This window comes from Micromonospora sp. CNZ309 (assembly GCF_002846525.1).
The window spans coordinates 6,334,826-6,352,423 of sequence record NZ_PJNG01000001.1; the positions used below are offsets into that span (position 1 = coordinate 6,334,826).

The following is a 17,598-nucleotide window of genomic DNA, read 5'->3' on the forward strand; positions in this document are numbered from 1 at the left end:
GGTCAGTCGATTCCGTGGCTCTGGAGCCACATTTCCAGGAGTCCGAGTTGCCACAGCTTGTTTCCGTTCAACGGGGTCAGTTCGGCATTCGGGTCGGCGAGCAGGGCGTCGACGTAGTCGGCGCGGAACAGGTCGCGGCGGCGGGCCTCGGGCGCGGAGAGCGCGTCGCGTACCCGGTCGAGGAGCTTGCCCTCCAGGTGGGTGAGGCCGGGCACGGGGAAGTAGCCCTTCGGCCGGTCGATGACCTCGTGCGGCAGGACCCGGCGGCCGATCTCCTTGAGCACCCCCTTGCCGCCCTGCGCCAGCTTGAGCTCCGGCGGGCAGCTCGCGGCCAGCTCGACGAACTCGTGGTCGAGGAACGGCACCCGGGCCTCCAGCCCGTGCGCCATCGTCATGTTGTCCACCCGCTTGACCGGGTCGTCGGTCAGCATGACCTGGGTGTCGATCCGCAGGCCGGCGTCGACCGCCGTCTGCGCGCCGGCCCGGCCCAGGTGGGCGGCCACGAACTCCCGCGCCGGGTCGCCGTCGGTCAGCCAGGCCGGGTTCAGCACCCGGGCCAGCCCGGCCGCGTCCCGGTCGAAGAAGGCCCGGGCGTACGTGTCGAGCGCCTCGTCCCGGCCGACCTTCGCCAGCGGCGGGTACCAGTGGTAGCCGCCGAGGATCTCGTCCGCGCCCTGGCCGGACTGCACGACCTTGACGTGCTGCGAGACCACCTCGCTGAGCAGGTAGAACGCCACGCAGTCGTGGCTGACCATCGGCTCGGACATCGCGGCGACGGCCGCCTCCAGCGGCGGCACCAGGTCGGCGGCGGCCACCCGGATCTGGTGGTGGTCGGTGTCGAACGTCTTCGCCACGAGGTCGGAGTAGCGGAACTCGTCGCCCTCCCGACCGCCGACCGCGTCGAAGCCGATGGAGAAGGTGGAGAGCCCGCGCTGGCCCTCGCCGGCGAGCAGGGCGACCACCAGGCTGGAGTCCAGGCCGCCGGAGAGCAGCACGCCCACCGGCACGTCGGCCACCATCCGCCGGCGCACGGCGGTGGTCAGCGACTCCAGCAGGGCGTCCTGCCAGTCCTTCTCGGACCAGCCGGCCCGCTCGGCGGAGCGGGTGAAGGCCGGGTCCCAGTAGACGCGCTCCGAGGTGCGGCCGTCCGCCTCGTAGACGCGTACGGTCGCCGGGGGCAGCTTGGCGACGCCGCGCAGGATGGTGCGCGGCGGCGGCACGATGCTGTGGAAGCTCAGGTAGTGCGCGAGCGCGACCGGGTCGATGCCGGTGTCGACGCCGCCCCCGGCCAGCAGCGCGGGCAGGGTGCTGGCGAAGCGCACCACACCCGGCGTCTCGGCCACGTAGAGCGGCTTGATGCCGAGCCGGTCGCGGGCCAGCACCAGTCGGCCCGTGTCCCGCTCGCTGATCGCCACGGCGAACATGCCGACCAGGTGGTCGACGAAGTCGAGCCCCCACTCGGCGTACGCCTTGAGCACGACCTCGCTGTCGCCCGACGAGAAGAACCGGTGGCCCTTGGCCTGGAGTTCCTCGCGCAGCTCGCGGTAGTTGTAGATGCAGCCGTTGAAGACGCCCGTCAGTCCCGCCCCGGAGTCGACCAGCGGTTGCCCGCTCGCCGCGGAGAGGTCGATGATCTTCAGACGTCGGTGCCCGAGGGCGGTCGGGCCCTGGGCCCAGACGCCGCTGTCGTCGGGCCCCCGGTCGCTCATCGTGGCCGCCATGCGTTCCACCGCCGACACGTCGGCGCGTGAACCGTCACGGCGGAACTCTCCCGCAAGTCCGCACATGCCAGGCAATGCTGCCAGAGGGCAGCGAGGAATGCCCGTTGGGATGATAACGGTTTCTTGAAGATTTGCTACACTGCGCGATTTCGTCGCGCCCCGTGTCTGCCATGGTGGCAGAGCGCGTCAAGAGTGGCGGCCGGGGCGTTTCGCCGTCCGGGTCAGATGTGATCGACCGCTCAGTTCCGGTGGCACGCGGGCCGGCGCGGCTGACGCCGCGCCGGCCCGCGTGGGTGCATCCGTCCGGTTGTGCCGGTGGCTGGGGCCCCTCAGCCCGACGTTCGGGCGACGCCCACCGGGCAGCTCAGCCCGTTCGGGCCGTGGTTGCAGTACCCGTTCGGGTTCTTCGTGGGTGCCAGATACTGCTGGTGGTGGTCCTCCGCGAAGTAGTACTCACCCAGTCGCTCGATCTCGGTGGTGATCTCGCCCTTGCCGGCCCGCGCCACGATCGGCGCGAACGCCTCCCGGGACGCCTGGGCGGTGGCGAGCTGCTCGTCCGTGGTCACGTAGATCGTCGACCGGTACTGGGTGCCCACGTCGTTGCCCTGGCGCATGCCCTGGGTCGGGTCGTGGTTCTCCCAGAAGACCTTCAGCAGGTCCTCGTAGCTGATCCTGGTGGGGTCGTAGACCACCTGGACCACCTCGGCGTGCCCCGTCATGCCCGAGCACACCTCCTCGTACGTCGGGTTCGGCGTGATGCCGCCCGCGTAGCCGGCGGACGTGGTGATCACGCCCGGCAGGGTCCAGAACAGCCGCTCGGCGCCCCAGAAGCAGCCCATGCCGAACACGGCCACCTGCGAGCCCTCCGGGAAGGGACCCTTGAGCGGGGTGCCCAGCACCTCGTGCCGATCCGCGATGGGCATCGCGATCAGGCGACCCGGCAGGGCCTGGTCGGGGGTGGGAAGCTCGGCCTTGACGCGGCGCAGGAACACGGTGGGACTCCTCTCGTACCTCTCCCAGCGTGCAACACCGCCGGATCCGCCTTCCTTACCCGCTCCGCCGACACTCAGGCGGGCCGCCGTCGAAACCGGCACGAGGCGCAGCATGTGGCACCGCGCGGGTCGCGATGCCAATACGGTCGGTGACATCGGCTATCGGCGGGCCGGACCCTCTCCGCGCGGGAGAGTGGCACTGCGGCTCCGCGCGCGGCCGTCACAGAGAGTCACGTAGCATGACTGCCACTCTCCGTGACGATGGCGGGTGCCGGAAGGCGGTGCAGGCAGGGTGGGTGCTGCGCAGACCGTCAGAGGGCCGCGGTGATCCGGGCGGCGTACGCCTCGGCCTCGGCGTCGTCGGCGTAGCGGGTGCGCGGCCAGAAGAAGCCCCGCAGGCCGTCGCCCTTGGTGCGCGGCACCACGTGGGTGTGCAGGTGCGGGACAGACTGGGACACCTTGTTGTTCATCGCCACGAACGTCCCACCGGCCTCCGTGCCGGTCTCCACGGCGACCGCGAGCCGGCGTACCAGGCCGAAGTAGCCGGCCAGCGCTTCGGCGGGAAGGTCGGCCAATGCGACCAGATGCGTGCGCGGCACCACCAGCACGTGCCCCTTGAAGACCGGCCGGGTGTCCAGGAACGCCACCCCGTCGGGCTCGTCGGCCACCCGGAAGGCGGGAACCCCGCCCGCCACGATCCCGCAGAACACACACCCGCTCATCGGTCCAGGCTATGCCGGCCGCCCCGCCGATAGACGTCCCCGCCGGCCCGTCGGGCGCGGACCCGACAGGACCGTTCCGTTCCAGCCCTCGGGACGGGGCATTAGCCTCACGGGATGAGTCACGGCTTCGACACGCTCGCCATCCACGCCGGCCAGGACCCCGAGGCCCGCACCGGCGCGGTGATCCCACCGATCTACCAGACCAGCACCTACGCCCAGGACGCCGTCGGCGCGCCCCGGCTGGGCTACGAGTACAGCCGCTCCGGCAACCCGACCCGCGACGCCCTCCAGGAGTGCCTCGCCGCGCTGGAGGGCGGTCCGGTCGGGCTCGCCTTCGCCAGCGGCCTGGCCGCCGAGGACACCCTGCTGCGTACCGTCTGCAAGCCGGGCGACCACGTGGTGATCCCCGACGACGCGTACGGCGGCACGTACCGGCTCTTCGCGCGCGTGGCCGAGCGCTGGGGGCTGGACTACACCCCGGCGAAGGTCTCCGACCCCGACGCGATCCGGGCCGCCGTCGAGCCGGGCCGGACCCGCATCGTCTGGGTGGAGACGCCCACCAACCCGCTGCTCGGCATCGCCGACATCGCCGCGCTGGCCGGCGTCGCGCACGACGCGGGCGCCCTGCTGGTCGTCGACAACACGTTCGCCTCGCCGTACCTCCAGCAGCCGATCGCGCACGGCGCCGACGTGGTCGTGCACTCCACCACCAAGTACATCGGCGGCCACTCCGACGTGGTCGGCGGCGCGCTGGTGGCCGCCGACGCCGGGCTCGGCGAGGAACTGCGCTACCACCAGAACGCGATGGGCGCGATCAACGGCCCCTTCGACGCGTGGCTCACCCTGCGCGGCATCAAGACCCTGGGCGTACGCATGGACCGGCACTGCGACAACGCCGAGCGGATCGCGGCCTACCTGGACGGGCACGCCAAGGTCGGCCAGGTCATCTACCCCGGGCTGCCCGCGCACCCGGGCCACGAGGTGGCCGCGAAGCAGATGCGCCGCTTCGGCGGGATGATCTCGTTCCGGGCGGCCGGTGGCGAGGAGCACGCCGTCGAGATCTGCAACCGGACGAAGCTGTTCATCCTCGCCGAGTCGCTCGGCGGCGTGGAATCCCTGATCGAGCACCCGGGCCGGATGACACACGCAAGTGCTGCCGGCTCGCCGCTTGAAGTTCCCGGCGATCTCGTGCGACTGTCTGTCGGCATCGAGACGGTCGACGACCTGCTCGCCGATCTGGAGCAGGCGCTGGGCTGACCGCTGGCTGGGAGGGTGGCCGTGCAGGACATCATGCCGACCTGGGTGGGGGCGACCGCCAAGCAGATCGCCCGGGGCGTACGCCGGGGCGACGTCACGGCCACCCAGGTCGTCGCCGACCACCTGGACCACATCGCCCGGGTCGACGCCGACCTCGCCGCGTTCCGCACGGTACGCGGCGGGGAGGCGATCACCGAGGCGGAGAAGGTCGACGAGCAGGAGGACCTGGCCAACCTGCCGCTGGCGGGGGTGCCGGTGGCGGTGAAGGAGAACACCCCCGTCGCCGGGCTGCCCACCTGGAACGGGTCGGCGGCCGTGCGTACGCCGGTGGCGGAGGCCGACCACGAGGTGGTCCGCCGGCTGCGCGGCGCCGGCGCGGTGATCCTCGGGGTGACCCGGATGCCGGAACTCGGCCTCTGGGGCATCACCGACGACGAGACCGCAGTCACCCGCAACCCCTGGGACACCGGGCGTACCCCCGGCGGCTCGTCCGGTGGGGCGGCCGCCGCCGTCGCCGCCGGGCTGGTGCCGATCGCCCACGGCAACGACGGCCTCGGGTCGATCCGCATCCCGGCGGCCTGCTGCGGCCTGGTCGGGCTCAAGCCGGGCCGGGGCGTGGTCCCGTGCCAGCTCGGCGCGGACGACTGGTTCGGCCTCACCGAGCACGGCATGCTCACCAGCACGGTCGCCGACGCGGCAGTCGGCTTCTCGGTGCTGGCCGGCCGTCGCCCGGACAAGCTGGTGCCGCCGCAGCGGCTGCGGGTGGGCGTCTCGCTGCGCTCGCCGGTGCGGGGGGTGCACGCGGACGCGCCCAACCGGGACGCGGTCGCCGCCGCCGGCCGGCTGCTCGCGGGAGCGGGCCACGACACCGTGCCGGCCGATCCGGTCTACCCGACGGCGCTGGGCCTACAGGGCATCGCCACCTGGTTCGCCGCGGCGGCCGCCGACGTACGGGCCGCCGGGCTGGACCGGCGCGGCCTCCAGCGGCGCAGCCGCCGCCACGTCGCCCTCGGCGAGTGGGCGCAGCGGCGCGGGTACGTCCGGGAGGCCGACCGGGCCGCCTGGCGCGAGCGCTCGATCGGCTTCTTCGCCGACCACTCGGTCGACCTGCTGCTCACCCCGGCCCTGGCGACCGTGCCGCCGGAGGCCACGGGCTGGTCCGGCCGGTCCTGGCGGGCCAACATGCTGGCCAGCATCCGCTACGCCCCGTTCGCCGCGCCGTGGAACATCGCCGGCCTGCCCGCGCTGGTGGTGCCGGTGGGCCGCCGCCCGGACGGCCTGCCGGTCGCCGTGCAGCTGATCGGCCCGCCCGGCAGCGAGCTGCTGCTGCTCGGCGTCGCCGGCCAGTTCGAGATGCAGGCCCCCTGGCCCCGGCACGCGCCCGGCTATCCCCGCGTCCCCGCCGCCGTCTGAGAGGTGGCGTGCGCGCCTCGGCGCCGGTGCAGGGTGGCACGATCAGGGGCATGACGGAACTGGTCGGTCTCGCCGACGTACGGGCCGCGCGGGAACTGCTCGCCGGCGTCGTCCGCACCACCCCGCTGGAGCCCTCCCGGCCGCTCAGCGCGGCGCTGGGCGGGCCGACGTGGCTCAAGTGCGAGAACCTGCAACGCGCCGGCTCGTACAAGGTGCGTGGCGCGTACGTGCGGATCTCCCGGCTGTCGGAGGCGGAGCGGGCCGACGGGGTGGTGGCGGCGAGCGCCGGCAACCACGCACAGGGGGTGGCGCTCGCCGCCGGCCTCGTCGGTACGCACGCCACCGTCTTCATGCCGGTGAACGCGCCGCTGCCGAAGGTGGCCGCCACGAAGGGGTACGGCGCCCAGGTCGAGCTGGTCGGCAACACCGTCGACGAGTCCCTGGTCGCGGCGCAGACCTACGCCGAGCGGACCGGGGCGACGCTGATCCACCCGTTCGACCACCGGGACGTGATCGCCGGCCAGGGCACGGTGGCCCTGGAGATCCTCGAACAGTGCCCCGAGGTCAGGACGATCATCACGGGGGTGGGCGGCGGCGGGCTGGTCTCCGGCATGGCGGTGGCGGCCAAGGCGCTGCGGCCCGACGTGCGGATCATCGGGGTGCAGGCCGCCGGGGCGGCCGCGTTCCCGCCCTCCCTGGTGGCCGGCGAGCCCGTACGCCTCCCGGCGTTCGGCACCATCGCGGACGGCATCGCGGTCGGCCGGCCGGGGGAGCTCACCTTCACCCACGTCCGCAAGCTGGTGGACGAGATCGTCACCGTCTCCGAGGAGGACATCTCCCGTGCGCTGCTGATGCTGCTGGAGCGGGGCAAGCAGGTGGTGGAGCCGGCCGGCGCGGTGGGCGTGGCCGCGCTGCTGGCGGGCGTCGTCGAGGTGCAGGCGCCGGTGGTGGCGGTGCTCTCGGGCGGCAACATCGATCCGCTACTGATGCTGCGGGTGATCGAGCACGGTCTCGCCGCCGCCGGGCGCTACCTGCGGGTGACCGTGCGCTGCTCCGACCGGCCGGGCCAGCTCGCGTCGCTGCTCAGCGAGATCGCCGAACACCGGGCGAACGTGGTGGACGTGGAGCACCAGCGGGCCAATCCGCACCTGCGCCTCGGCGAGGTGGAGGTGGCCCTGTCGGTGGAGACCCGGGGGGTCGAGCACTCCGACACGCTGATCAGCGCGTTGCGGGCCAGCGGCTACCAGGTGGTCTTCGCCGGCGAGGCGTGACACCGGGACCGGTGTCACGCCTCGCCGCGTCGTTCGTCGTCGCCGCCCGCCCGGTTCAACCCGGGCGGCGGGGGCTCAGCCGGAGAACGGCTCGAAGCTGACCACGGTCACCTTGATGTCGGCCCCGCTGGGGGCGGTGTAGGTGCAGGTCTGGCCGGCCCGACCGCCCAGGATCGCCTGGCCCAGCGCCGACTCGGGGCTGTAGACCGTCAGCTCGGTGGTCGACGCGATCTCCCGGGAGCCGAGCAGGAACGTCTCGGTGTCGTCCTTGTCGTCGTCGAAGTAGATCGTCACGACCATGCCGGGCGACACCACGTCGGCGGTCGGTGCCCCGCCCACCTTGGCGGTGCGGAGCAGCTCCTTCAGGTAGAGGATGCGCCCCTCGGCCTTGCCCTGCTCCTCGCGGGCGGCGTGGTAGCCACCGTTCTCCCGCAGGTCGCCCTCCTCGCGCCGGGCGTTGATCTCGGCGGCGATGACCGGCCGGTTGGCGATCAACTCGTCGAGCTCGGCCTGGAGCCGGTCGAATGCGTCCTGGGACAGCCAGGTGGCGGGCGCCTCGTTGCCAGTGGACACAGGCGGTCTCCTCGTTCGTGCGTGCTGGCTGACAGGTGAACTTCCAAGCTACCAGTGCGGTACGACACAGGGTGCGCTCGAGCACCGCCGGTGCCGCCGGCACCGGGGCCGCCCCGGGCATCCGTACCGCTGCGCCCGGAGCGCGTCGTGGCTGCTCAGCCGGGGGGCCGGCAGCGCAGCACCTCGCCGATGAAGGGCCGGGCGGTGGTGGCCAGCCGGTGCTGGGCGCTCACGTGCCGCTGGCCGGGCCGGGCGGTCACCGTCACCTCTTCCCGGCCCACCTCGGCGCCGTCCCGGTCGCGGGCGCGCACCAGGCACACCGCCGAGGCGCCCTCCGGCACGGTGACCCGGAAGTCGACCAGCACCTGGCTGTCGGTGATCCCGGTGTAGGTGATCACCTCGGCGTCGTAGTTCGGGTCGCCGTACTGCCGGTAGAGCCGCACCGCGACCAGGGTCATGACGATCACCATGGCGACCGCCAGCAGCACCGCCAGCAGCGGCCGACGGCGCCCCGGCTCCCGGCGGCGGCCGTACCGGCCCGGCGGGAAGGCGGGCGCGCCCGGCGGAAGTGTGGCGTGCGTCTCGGTCACCGCTGGGTATCTCCTGGCGTCGTTGTCGGAGGCATCGGCAAGAATGGCAGGGTTCCATCCTCCCAGCCCGTCCCGTCGTCAAATATGACAGGTCGGCACCGGCAGGTCCCGGCACGGGGGAGGATTCCGGCAGGTCAGCCGGGCGGTCCTGCGGGGGGTCCGCCGGCGGGCAGAGACGAGGAGCGCCGACGTTGGCAGAGCAACTGCGACTGATGGCCGTCCACGCGCACCCCGACGACGAGTCGAGCAAGGGCGCCGCGACCATGGCGAAGTACGTCGCCGAGGGCGTGGACGTCCTGGTGGTCACGTGCACCGGCGGCGAGCGCGGCAGCGTGCTCAACCCGAAGATGGACCGACCGGACGTCTGGGCCAACATCGCCGACGTCCGCCGGGCCGAGATGGACGCCGCGCGGGCGATCCTCGGCGTCGAGCAGGCGTGGCTCGGCTTCGTCGACTCCGGCCTGCCCGAGGGCGACCCGCTCCCGCCGCTGCCCGAGGGCTGCTTCGCCCTCCAGGACGTCGAGGTGGCGGCCGGCCCGTTGGTGCGGCTGATCCGCCAGTTCCGTCCGCACGTCGTCACGACGTACGACGAGGAGGGCGGCTACCCGCACCCCGACCACATCATGACCCACAAGGTCAGCGTGGCCGCGTTCGAGGCCGCCGGCGACCCGGAGCGCTACCCGGAGCTGGGCGAGCCGTGGCAGCCGCTCAAGCTCTACTACGACATCGGCTTCTCCAAGGGCAAGATCATGGCGCTGCACGAGGAACTGCTCGCCGCCGGCCTCAACTCGCCCTACGAGGAGTGGATCAAGCGCTGGGAGGACCGCCCCGACAAGGGGCCCCGGATCACGACCCGGGTCGAGTGCGCCGACTACTTCCCCGTCCGCGACGACGCGCTGCGCGCCCACGCCACCCAGATCGACCCCGACGGCTTCTGGTTCCAGGTGCCGATGGAGCTGCAGCGGCGGGCGTGGCCGACGGAGGACTTCGAGCTGGTGCGCTCGCTGGTCGACAGCCCGCTGCCCGAGTCGGACCTCTTCGCCGGGGTGCGCGAGACGGCCCGTGCCCGCTGAGCCGGGGCCGGGCTACCCTGGTCACCAACCGCAATCCGGAGGAACGCCATGCTGACCGCCGCACAGGTGCTCGCCCAGAACAACTTCGGGGACACCCGCACGGGTGGGCTGGCCGGCCCGATGGGCCTCTTCCTCATCCTCGTACTGGCGACCGCCACCGTCCTGTTGATCCGCAACATGAACTCCCGGCTGCGTCGCCTGCCCGACCGGTTCCCTCCGCAGGGCCCACCGGCGACGCTCGACCGGGCGGACGCGGAAGTCGTCGATCCGACAGAGGGCACGCAGGCGCAGGATTCATCCACGCCCGCTCCCACCGGGCGTCAGCAGCGTCGCAACGGCTAGTCCACGCATGATTCACGTCGAACCCGGTCGTCGCCCCCTGTTGCGGCCACCGGGTTTGCCTTAGCCTCTCGCCGGGGGGACCAAGAGTTCCCGAGCCGTGCGCGGGAGGGGGCGCCGATGACCACCACACCAGCGGCCGCCCGTCGTGACGGCGAGCGGCCCGCGGGCGGAGCGGCTCGGTGACCTCCGGCAGGGCCGGCGAGTCGACCGACCGGCTCGAAACCCGCGGCACCCCCGCGCGGCTGCTCCTGCTCACGGTCGCCGTCGCGCTGACCGCACTGGTCGCCGCCGGCCTCGGCTGGACCGCGCCGACCCGCCTGCCCGCCGACGACCCGCTCGGCGGGCCGGCCCGGTTCGGCCTCGCCGTCGCCGTGTTCGCCGTTGCCCAACTGGCCCGGCTGCGGTTCCGCACCGCCGCCGGGATGGTGAGCATCACCTGGGGCGAGGCGGCGCTGATCATCTGCCTCTACCTGACGCCCACCGGCTGGCTCCCCTCCGCCGCGCTCCTCGGGGCCGCCCTCGCCTGGTCGACCATGTCGCTGCTCGGCGACCGGCGGCCGGTGCTGGAGGTCGTCCGGATCACCGCCTCCCTGACCGCCGCCACCGCCCTGGCCGTCTCGGTCACCACCTGGCTCGGCGAGCCGCTGCTGGCGACGCCCACCCCGGCGCTCGCCCTGGCCGTGCTCGCGGGGTCGGTCACCTACCTCCTCGCCACCGCCTGGCTCGGCGGCGCCACCCTGGCGCTGCGCCACGGCATCCCCGTCGGGCCGCCGCTGCTCGCCGCGCTGCGGGGCAAGCTGCTGATGTTCGTCGGGAACGTGGCCGTCGGCCTGGTCGTGGTGGCGCTGCTGGAGCTCGACGCGCGCTGGCTGCTGCTGCTCCCGCCGCCGCTCTGGCTGCTCCAGCAGACCTACCGGCACCGGCTGCGCGCCGACCAGGAACGCCGCACCTGGCGGGCCTTCGCCGAGGCCACCGCCGCGCTCAACCAGCTCGACGAGCGGAGCGTCGCCACCGCCGCGGTGACCGGCGCGCTGGCCGTGTTCAACGCCGAACTCGTCGACGTCGACGTGGCACGCGGCGACGGACGGTGGCGGCGCTACCGGGGTGACCCGGGCGGCCAACTGGTCGACCGCGAGGTCGCCCCGCCCGGCCGGAGCGAGCCCGAGGGCCACGAGTTGGTGCGTACCCTCACCGTGGGTGCGGGCCGGGTGGGCGAGCTGCGCATCCGGTTCCCGCGCTCCGCGCCCCCGAACGCCCGGGAACACGACGCCGTCGCCGCGTTCGGCGACGCCCTCGCCGCCGCGCTGCACGACGCCGCGACCCACCGGGAGCTGCGACTGGTCACGGCCCGCTCGTCGTACGAGGCGGTGCACGACCAGCTCACCGGGCTGGCGAACCGGTCGGCCCTGCTCAGCAAGGGCGACCAGGCGCTGCGTCAGCTCGCCCACGACCACCCGGTCGCACTGCTGCTGCTCGACATCGACCAGTTCAAGGAGGTCAACGACACCCTCGGGCACGCCGCCGGCGACCAGCTGCTGCGGCTGACCGCCAACCGGCTGGGCACCCTCGCCCGCCCCGGGGACCTGCTCGCCCGCCTCGGCGGTGACGAGTTCGCGCTGCTGCTGACGTCGGTCCCGGTGATCGGCGACCGGGCCGCCCCGATGACGTACGCGCTGCGGCAGGCCCGCGAGATCGCCGAGCGGCTCGCCGCGCCGACCGAGGTGGCCGGGGTACGGATGTCCGTCGAGGTCTCCGTCGGGGTGGTGGTCGCCGACGCCGGCACCGCCGACCTGACCGAGCTGCTGCGCCGGGCCGACATCGCCATGTACCAGGCCAAGGAGGGCGGCGGCAGCGTCGCCGCGTACGACTCCGCCCGGGACGCCGCGAGCACCGACCAGCTCGCCCTGCTGGCCGAGCTGCGCGAGGCGCTGAAGACCGACGACCAGCTCGTGCTGGCGTTGCAGCCGGCGGTCGACCTGACCACCGGGGCACCGACCGGGGTGGAGGCGCTGATCCGCTGGCGGCACCCGCGCCGGGGCTGGCTCGGGCCGCACGACTTCATCCGCCCCGTGGAGAACAGCGAACAGCTCGGCACCTTCACCCGCTACGTGCTGGACAAGGCGCTCGCCGTGGCCGCCGGCTGGGCCGGCGACGGGCTCGACGTGCCGATCTCGGTCAACCTGTCGGCCCGCAGCCTGCTCGACCCCCGCCTGCCCGCCGACATCGACGACGCCCTGCGCCGGCACCAGGTGCCGCCGGACCGGCTGGTCCTGGAGATCACCGAGACGGTGGTGATGAGCGAGCTGGAGGTCATCGACGAGGTGCTCGCCACCCTGCGGTCGATGGGCGTGCAGCTCGCCGTCGACGACTTCGGCACGGGCTTCTCCTCGCTGACGTTCCTCACGCGGATCGCGGTCGACGAGCTGAAGGTGGACCGTTCCTTCGTGATCCGGATGGCCGACTCCCCGGAGGCGGCGGCGATCGTACGGACCACCGTCGGGCTCGCCCACGAGCTGGGGCTACGGGTGGTCGCCGAGGGCGTGGAGACCGCCGAGCAGCGCCTCGCGCTGGCCGAGCTGGGCTGCACGGCCGCCCAGGGCTACCACTTCTTCAAGCCGATGCCGGCCGACAAGATCGGCGCGGTCCTCGGCACCCTCCTCGACGAGGCCCGCCCCAACGTCCTGCCGCTGCGTGCCGACGGCGCCTCCTGACCCCGCCGGGCCGCCTGCGAGGAGGCGGTCCCGTCGGGTGCCGGAGCGCGGGCGGGCGCGCCACGGGATGGTTATGGTCGTCGGGTGAACCGACTCGCTGACGCCACGAGCCCGTACCTGCTCCAGCACGCCGACAACCCGGTCGACTGGTGGCCGTGGTGCGACGAGGCGTTCGCCGAGGCGAAGCGCCGGGACGTGCCGGTGCTCATCTCGGTCGGCTACGCCGCCTGCCACTGGTGCCACGTGATGGCCCACGAGTCGTTCGAGAACGAGCAGGTCGGCGCCCTGGTCAACGACGACTTCGTCGCCATCAAGGTGGACCGCGAGGAACGCCCCGACGTCGACGCGATCTACATGACCGCCACCCAGGCGATGACCGGGCAGGGCGGGTGGCCGATGACCGTCTTCGCGACCCCGGACGGCACGCCCTTCTTCTGCGGCACGTACTTCCCCCGGGCGAACTTCGTCCGGCTGCTCCAGTCGGTCGCCGCGGCCTGGCGGGACCAGCGCGACGCGGTCGTCCAGCAGGGCGCCGCCGTGGTCGAGGCGATCGGCGGCGCGCAGGCCGTCGGCGGGCCCACCGCGCCGCTGGACGCCGCGCTGCTCGACGCCGCGGCCGAGCAACTCGCCAAGGAGTACGACGAGGTCAACGGCGGTTTCGGCGGGGCGCCGAAGTTCCCGCCGCACATGAACCTGCTCTTCCTGCTGCGGCACCACCAGCGCACCGGCTCCCCGCGCAGCCTGGAGATCGCCCGGCACACCTGCGAGGCGATGGCCCGGGGCGGCATCTACGACCAGCTCGCCGGCGGCTTCGCCCGCTACTCGGTCGACGGGCACTGGACCGTGCCGCACTTCGAGAAGATGCTCTACGACAACGCGCTGCTGCTGCGGGCGTACACCCAGCTCTGGCGCCTGACCGGCGACCCGCTGGCCGCCCGGGTCGCCGCCGAGACCGCCGCGTTCATGATCGACGACCTGGGCACCCCCGAGGGCGGCCTGGCCTCCGCCCTCGACGCCGACACCGAGGGCGTCGAGGGGCTCACCTACTCCTGGACGCCGGCCCAGCTCGTCGAGGTGCTGGGGGAGGACGACGGCCGCTTCGCCGCCGACCTGTTCGCGGTCACTGACGAGGGCACGTTCGAGCACGGCACGAGCGTGCTGCGGCTGGCCCGGGACGTCGACGACGTCGCCCCGGAGGTGGCCGCCCGGTGGGAGCGGATCCGGGCCCGGCTGCGCGAGGTCCGCGACGCCCGGCCCCAACCGGCCCGCGACGACAAGGTGGTCGCCGCCTGGAACGGGCTCGCGGTCACCGCGCTGGTCGAGCACGCCGCGCTCACGGGGGATCCCGTCACCGCCGCCGCGGCGGTCCGGATCGGCGAGGTGCTGGCCGACCGCCACATCGTGGCCGGGCGGCTGCGCCGCGTCTCGCGCGGTGGGGCCGTCGGCGAGCCGGCCGGCGTGTTGGAGGACCACGGCTGCGTGGCCGAGGCGTTCTGCGCCCTGCACCAGCTCACCGGGGAGGGCCGCTGGCTGACCCTCGCCGGTGGACTGCTCGACGTCGCGCTGGAGCGGTTCGCCGCGCCGGGCGGCGCCTTCTACGACACCGCCGACGACGCCGAACGGCTGGTCAGCCGCCCCGCCGACCCCACCGACAACGCCACCCCGTCCGGGCGTTCGGCGATCGTCGCGGCGCTGGTCGCGTACGCGGCGCTGACCGGGGAGACCCGCTACCGGGAGGCCGCCGAGGCGGCCCTGTCGACTGTGGCGCCGATCGTCGGCCGGCACGCCCGGTTCACCGGCTACGCGGCCACCGTCGGGGAGGCGCTGCTCTCCGGGCCGTACGAGATCGCGGTGGTCACCGACGAGCCGACCGGGGACCCGCTGGTGGCGGCGGCACACCGGCACGCCCCGCCGGGCGCGGTGATCGTGGCGGGCCGCCCGGGCCAGCCAGGGGTGCCGCTGCTCGCCGACCGGCCGATGGTCGACGGGCGGCCCACCGCGTACGCCTGCCGGGGTTTCGTCTGCGAACGCCCGGTGACGACGGTGGACGACCTGGTCGGCCAGCTCGCCCGGCGCTGACGCCTCCGGCCCGCGGCGGTGCTCACGGCCAGAGTTGCTCGCGTTCCCAGCCCGTGCCGGTGCGGCGGTAGCGCAGCCGGACGTGCCGGCGCTGCGCGTCCGCCTGCCAGAACTCGACGCGGTGCGGCGCGACCGCGTAGACGGTGTGCGTCCTGGCGACCAGAGCGGGGTCGGCGGCCAGCCGCTCCCGGATGCGGGCCAGCTCGCGGTCCAACTCGGCGCGGTCGGTGAGCACGTCGCTCTGCCGGCCGGCCAGCCCGGCCACCCGGGACCCCTCGGGCCGCGCCAGGAAGTCGGCCCGGGAGACGTCGGGGTCCGCCGGGGCGGCGATGCCCCGCACCCGGACCTGGCGGCCCTGCTCCCGCCAGTGGAAGCTGAGCGCGGTGCGGGGGTTCTCGGCGAGCTGGCGGCCCTTGGCGCTGGCCGAACTGGTGGCGAAGTGCCAGCCGGCCTCGTCGAGGTCCTTCAGGATCAGCACCCGGGCGTCCGGCATGCCGTCGGCGTCGACGGTGGAGACGGTCATCGCGTGCGGCTCGTCGACGCCGGCGTCGATCGCGCTGGCCATCCACTCGACGAAGAGGGCCAGCGGCTCCGCCGGGGCGGCGGCAGGATCGAACGGCGGCATGTCGTGCGCGAGCACCGGCAGGCCACGGAGCAGACTGCGAATCGTCATGCCGAGAGCCTTCCAGCAGCGGCGGTGGGTGTTCGATGCGCCATCCGGCGGCGCGGCCGGCGGGCCGTCCCGATAGGCTGGCGCCGCTATGGATTCCCGTACCGGTCTGCCCGTTGTCGGCATGGTGGGCGGCGGCCAGCTGGCCCGGATGACCCACCAGTCCGCGATCGCCCTCGGCCAGTCGCTGCGCGTGCTCGCGCTGGCCCCCGACGACGGCGCCGCGCTGGTCGCCGCCGACGTCCAGTACGGCGACCACACCGACCTCGCCGCGCTGCGCACCTTCGCCAAGGCCTGCGACGTGGTCACCTTCGACCACGAGCACGTCCCCACCGAGCACATCCGGACGCTGGCCGCCGAGGGCGTGAAGCTCTTCCCGCCGGCCGACGCGCTGCTGCACGCCCAGGACAAGCGGGCGATGCGGGAGCGGCTCGGCGAGCTGGGCGCGCCGAACCCGACGTGGCGACCCGTGGCGGAGCCCGCCGACCTGGTGGCGTTCGGCGACGAGACCGGCTGGCCGGTGGTGCTGAAGGCGGCCCGCGGCGGGTACGACGGCCGGGGCGTCTGGCTGGTCGACGACGCGGCGCAGGCCGACGAGCTGGCGAGGACCCTGCTGGCCGGCGGCACCCGGCTCATCGTCGAGGAGCGGGTGCCGCTGCGCCGGGAGCTGGCCGTGCAGGTGGCGCGCTCGCCGTTCGGGCAGGTCGCCGCGTACCCGGTGGTCGAGACGGTGCAGCGGGACGGCATCTGCGTCGAGGTGCTCGCCCCCGCGCCGGGCCTCCCGGAGGAGCTGGCGGTAGCCGCCCAGCAGCTCGCCATCGACCTGGCGACCGCGCTCGGCGTGGTCGGCCTGCTCGCCGTGGAGCTGTTCGAGGTCGCCGACCGGGCCGCGCCCGGGGGCAGCCGGATCGTGGTGAACGAGCTGGCGATGCGGCCGCACAACTCGGGGCACTGGACGATCGAGGGCGCGCGCACGTCGCAGTTCGAGCAGCACCTGCGGGCGGTGCTCGACTACCCGATGGGCGACACCTCGCTGACCGCCCCCGTGGCGGTGATGGCGAACGTGCTCGGCGGCGAGCCGGGCGGGATGTCGATCGACGAGCGGCTGCACCATCTCTTCGCGGCCGAGCCGGGCGCCAAGGTGCACCTCTACGGCAAGCAGGTGCGTCCCGGCCGCAAGATCGGGCACGTCACGGTGCTCGGTGACGACCTGGACGACGTACGGGCGCGGGCCGCGCGGGCCGCCCGCTGGTTGCGCGAGGGGCACGAGTGAGCGTGACAGGTGAGCTTGCCGGCCCCGAGGGCGCGAACGAGAGGCAGAGCGCGGTGAGCGTCGTTGGGCTGATCATGGGCAGCGACTCGGACTGGCCGACGATGAGGGCCGCCGCCGAGGCGCTGGACGAGTTCGAGGTGCCCTACGAGGTCGAGGTCGTCTCGGCACACCGTACGCCGATCAAGATGATCGACTACGGACGCGCCGCGGCCGACCGGGGCCTGAAGGTCATCATCGCCGGGGCGGGTGGCGCGGCGGCGCTGCCCGGCATGGTCGCCTCGGTCACCCCGCTGCCGGTGATCGGCGTGCCGGTGCCGTTGAAGCACCTCGACGGGATGGACTCGCTGCTCTCCATCGTGCAGATGCCGGCCGGCGTGCCGGTGGCCACCGTGTCGATCGGCAATGCCCGCAACGCCGGGCTGCTCGCCGTCCGCATCCTGGCCGCCGCCGACCGCACCCTCCTCGACCGGATGTCGGCCTACCAGGCCGACCTGGAGCAGTTGGTCGCCGAAAAGGACGCCGCCCTGCGCGCCTCCCTCGCCTGACCTCTGCCTCCCAACTCCGCCCGGGGCCGCCGGACGGACCGGCGGACGGCGCAAGCGCTGCCCCTGGCCCAGGCCCTGCCCGGGCTTGTCGCGGCTTCCTCGCCTCGAACCCGTCTGTCGCGGCACCAGCGGTCGGGCTACCGGGCCGGCGGCTCGGGCCGATGCCGTTGCTGCTGCACCTCGCCAGTGTTCCGATCCGCTGTCCGCGAGTCCTGACCGGCTACCGGGAGGCCGGCAGGCCACGGGGCCGCCACTTAGAGTAACTGAATGGGCCGTTACTCAGCGTTGCGGTCTCGACCCGGAGGAGTCTTGTCCCTTCGCGCCCTTTGCTCTGCATCTATCGACGCACCAGCCTCCTGAACTGGC

14 protein-coding genes and 2 pseudogenes are annotated in these 17,598 nt (G+C 73.7%); 10 read left to right on the forward strand and 6 right to left on the reverse strand.

The window, feature by feature from the left end; translation table 11 throughout:
• Positions 1–2: 2 nt before the first annotated feature.
• The 3 genes from CLT72_RS27420 to CLT72_RS27430 form a co-directional block, all read right to left on the reverse strand.
• Complete coding sequence (locus CLT72_RS27420) at positions 3–1,787, reverse strand: N-acetylglutaminylglutamine amidotransferase (protein WP_101414218.1); 1,785 nt, start codon at positions 1,785–1,787, stop codon at positions 3–5.
• 263 nt (positions 1,788–2,050) lie between these two features.
• The gene (gene msrA, locus CLT72_RS27425) at positions 2,051–2,713 is read right to left on the reverse strand and encodes a peptide-methionine (S)-S-oxide reductase MsrA (RefSeq protein WP_089001946.1); all 663 of its coding nucleotides are present in this window, start codon (positions 2,711–2,713) and stop codon (positions 2,051–2,053) included.
• Between the two features lie 311 nt (positions 2,714–3,024).
• Positions 3,025–3,435, reverse strand: coding sequence for an HIT family protein (locus tag CLT72_RS27430; protein ID WP_101414219.1), 411 nt, complete (start codon positions 3,433–3,435; stop codon positions 3,025–3,027).
• 114 nt (positions 3,436–3,549) lie between these two features.
• Between CLT72_RS27430 and CLT72_RS27435 the strand changes: the two genes are divergently transcribed.
• The 3 genes from CLT72_RS27435 to ilvA are packed head-to-tail and all read left to right on the forward strand — an operon-like array spanning position 3,550 to position 7,376.
• Positions 3,550–4,692 carry a cystathionine gamma-synthase gene (locus CLT72_RS27435; RefSeq protein WP_089001944.1) on the forward strand — a complete coding sequence of 381 codons (1,143 nt, stop codon included), beginning with the start codon at positions 3,550–3,552 and terminating at the stop codon, positions 4,690–4,692.
• A gap of 15 nt (positions 4,693–4,707) precedes the next feature.
• Positions 4,708–6,105, forward strand: a complete 1,398-nt coding sequence (locus CLT72_RS27440) for an amidase (protein WP_101414220.1) — start codon at positions 4,708–4,710, stop codon at positions 6,103–6,105.
• A 50-nt stretch (positions 6,106–6,155) separates the two neighbouring features.
• Entirely contained in the window at positions 6,156–7,376 is a 1,221-nt protein-coding gene (ilvA, locus tag CLT72_RS27445) for a threonine ammonia-lyase (RefSeq protein ID WP_101415420.1), read from the forward strand.
• Positions 7,377–7,451: 75 nt separating this feature from the next.
• Here ilvA and greA read toward each other — a convergent pair whose 3' ends face one another.
• Together greA and CLT72_RS27455 are read right to left on the reverse strand one after the other, a co-directional pair.
• Complete coding sequence (greA, locus tag CLT72_RS27450) at positions 7,452–7,949, reverse strand: transcription elongation factor GreA (RefSeq protein WP_089001941.1); 498 nt, start codon at positions 7,947–7,949, stop codon at positions 7,452–7,454.
• A 155-nt stretch (positions 7,950–8,104) separates the two neighbouring features.
• Entirely contained in the window at positions 8,105–8,539 is a 435-nt protein-coding gene (locus CLT72_RS27455; RefSeq protein ID WP_101414221.1) for a DUF4307 domain-containing protein, read from the reverse strand.
• Positions 8,540–8,730: 191 nt separating this feature from the next.
• Here CLT72_RS27455 and mca point away from each other — a divergent pair, with 191 nt between their 5' ends.
• From mca to CLT72_RS33110, 5 genes and pseudogenes are all read left to right on the forward strand, one after another.
• A complete protein-coding gene (mca, locus tag CLT72_RS27460; protein ID WP_101414222.1) occupies positions 8,731–9,612 on the forward strand; it encodes a mycothiol conjugate amidase Mca in 882 nt (293 codons plus the stop codon).
• 48 nt (positions 9,613–9,660) lie between these two features.
• The gene (locus CLT72_RS27465; RefSeq protein ID WP_101414223.1) at positions 9,661–9,954 is read left to right on the forward strand and encodes a hypothetical protein; all 294 of its coding nucleotides are present in this window, start codon (positions 9,661–9,663) and stop codon (positions 9,952–9,954) included.
• A gap of 179 nt (positions 9,955–10,133) precedes the next feature.
• On the forward strand, positions 10,134–12,665 hold the full coding sequence (locus tag CLT72_RS27470; protein WP_101414224.1) for a putative bifunctional diguanylate cyclase/phosphodiesterase: 2,532 nt from the start codon (positions 10,134–10,136) through the stop codon (positions 12,663–12,665).
• Between the two features lie 84 nt (positions 12,666–12,749).
• A pseudogene (locus CLT72_RS33105) lies at positions 12,750–13,980 on the forward strand (thioredoxin domain-containing protein); the annotation flags it as partial.
• Positions 13,981–14,039: 59 nt separating this feature from the next.
• Positions 14,040–14,744 (forward strand): annotated as a pseudogene (locus CLT72_RS33110) (hypothetical protein); the annotation flags it as partial.
• Positions 14,745–14,766: 22 nt separating this feature from the next.
• Here the strand turns inward: CLT72_RS33110 and CLT72_RS27480 are convergent.
• Positions 14,767–15,417 carry a pyridoxine/pyridoxamine 5'-phosphate oxidase gene (locus CLT72_RS27480; RefSeq protein ID WP_101414226.1) on the reverse strand — a complete coding sequence of 217 codons (651 nt, stop codon included), beginning with the start codon at positions 15,415–15,417 and terminating at the stop codon, positions 14,767–14,769.
• A gap of 88 nt (positions 15,418–15,505) precedes the next feature.
• On the opposite strand from CLT72_RS27480, the gene CLT72_RS27485 reads away from it, so the two are divergent.
• Both CLT72_RS27485 and purE read left to right on the forward strand, forming a co-directional pair.
• Positions 15,506–16,687, forward strand: a complete 1,182-nt coding sequence (locus CLT72_RS27485) for a 5-(carboxyamino)imidazole ribonucleotide synthase (protein ID WP_101414227.1) — start codon at positions 15,506–15,508, stop codon at positions 16,685–16,687.
• Between the two features lie 53 nt (positions 16,688–16,740).
• A complete protein-coding gene (gene purE, locus CLT72_RS27490) occupies positions 16,741–17,232 on the forward strand; it encodes a 5-(carboxyamino)imidazole ribonucleotide mutase (protein WP_089001934.1) in 492 nt (163 codons plus the stop codon).
• Positions 17,233–17,598 lie beyond the last annotated feature (366 nt).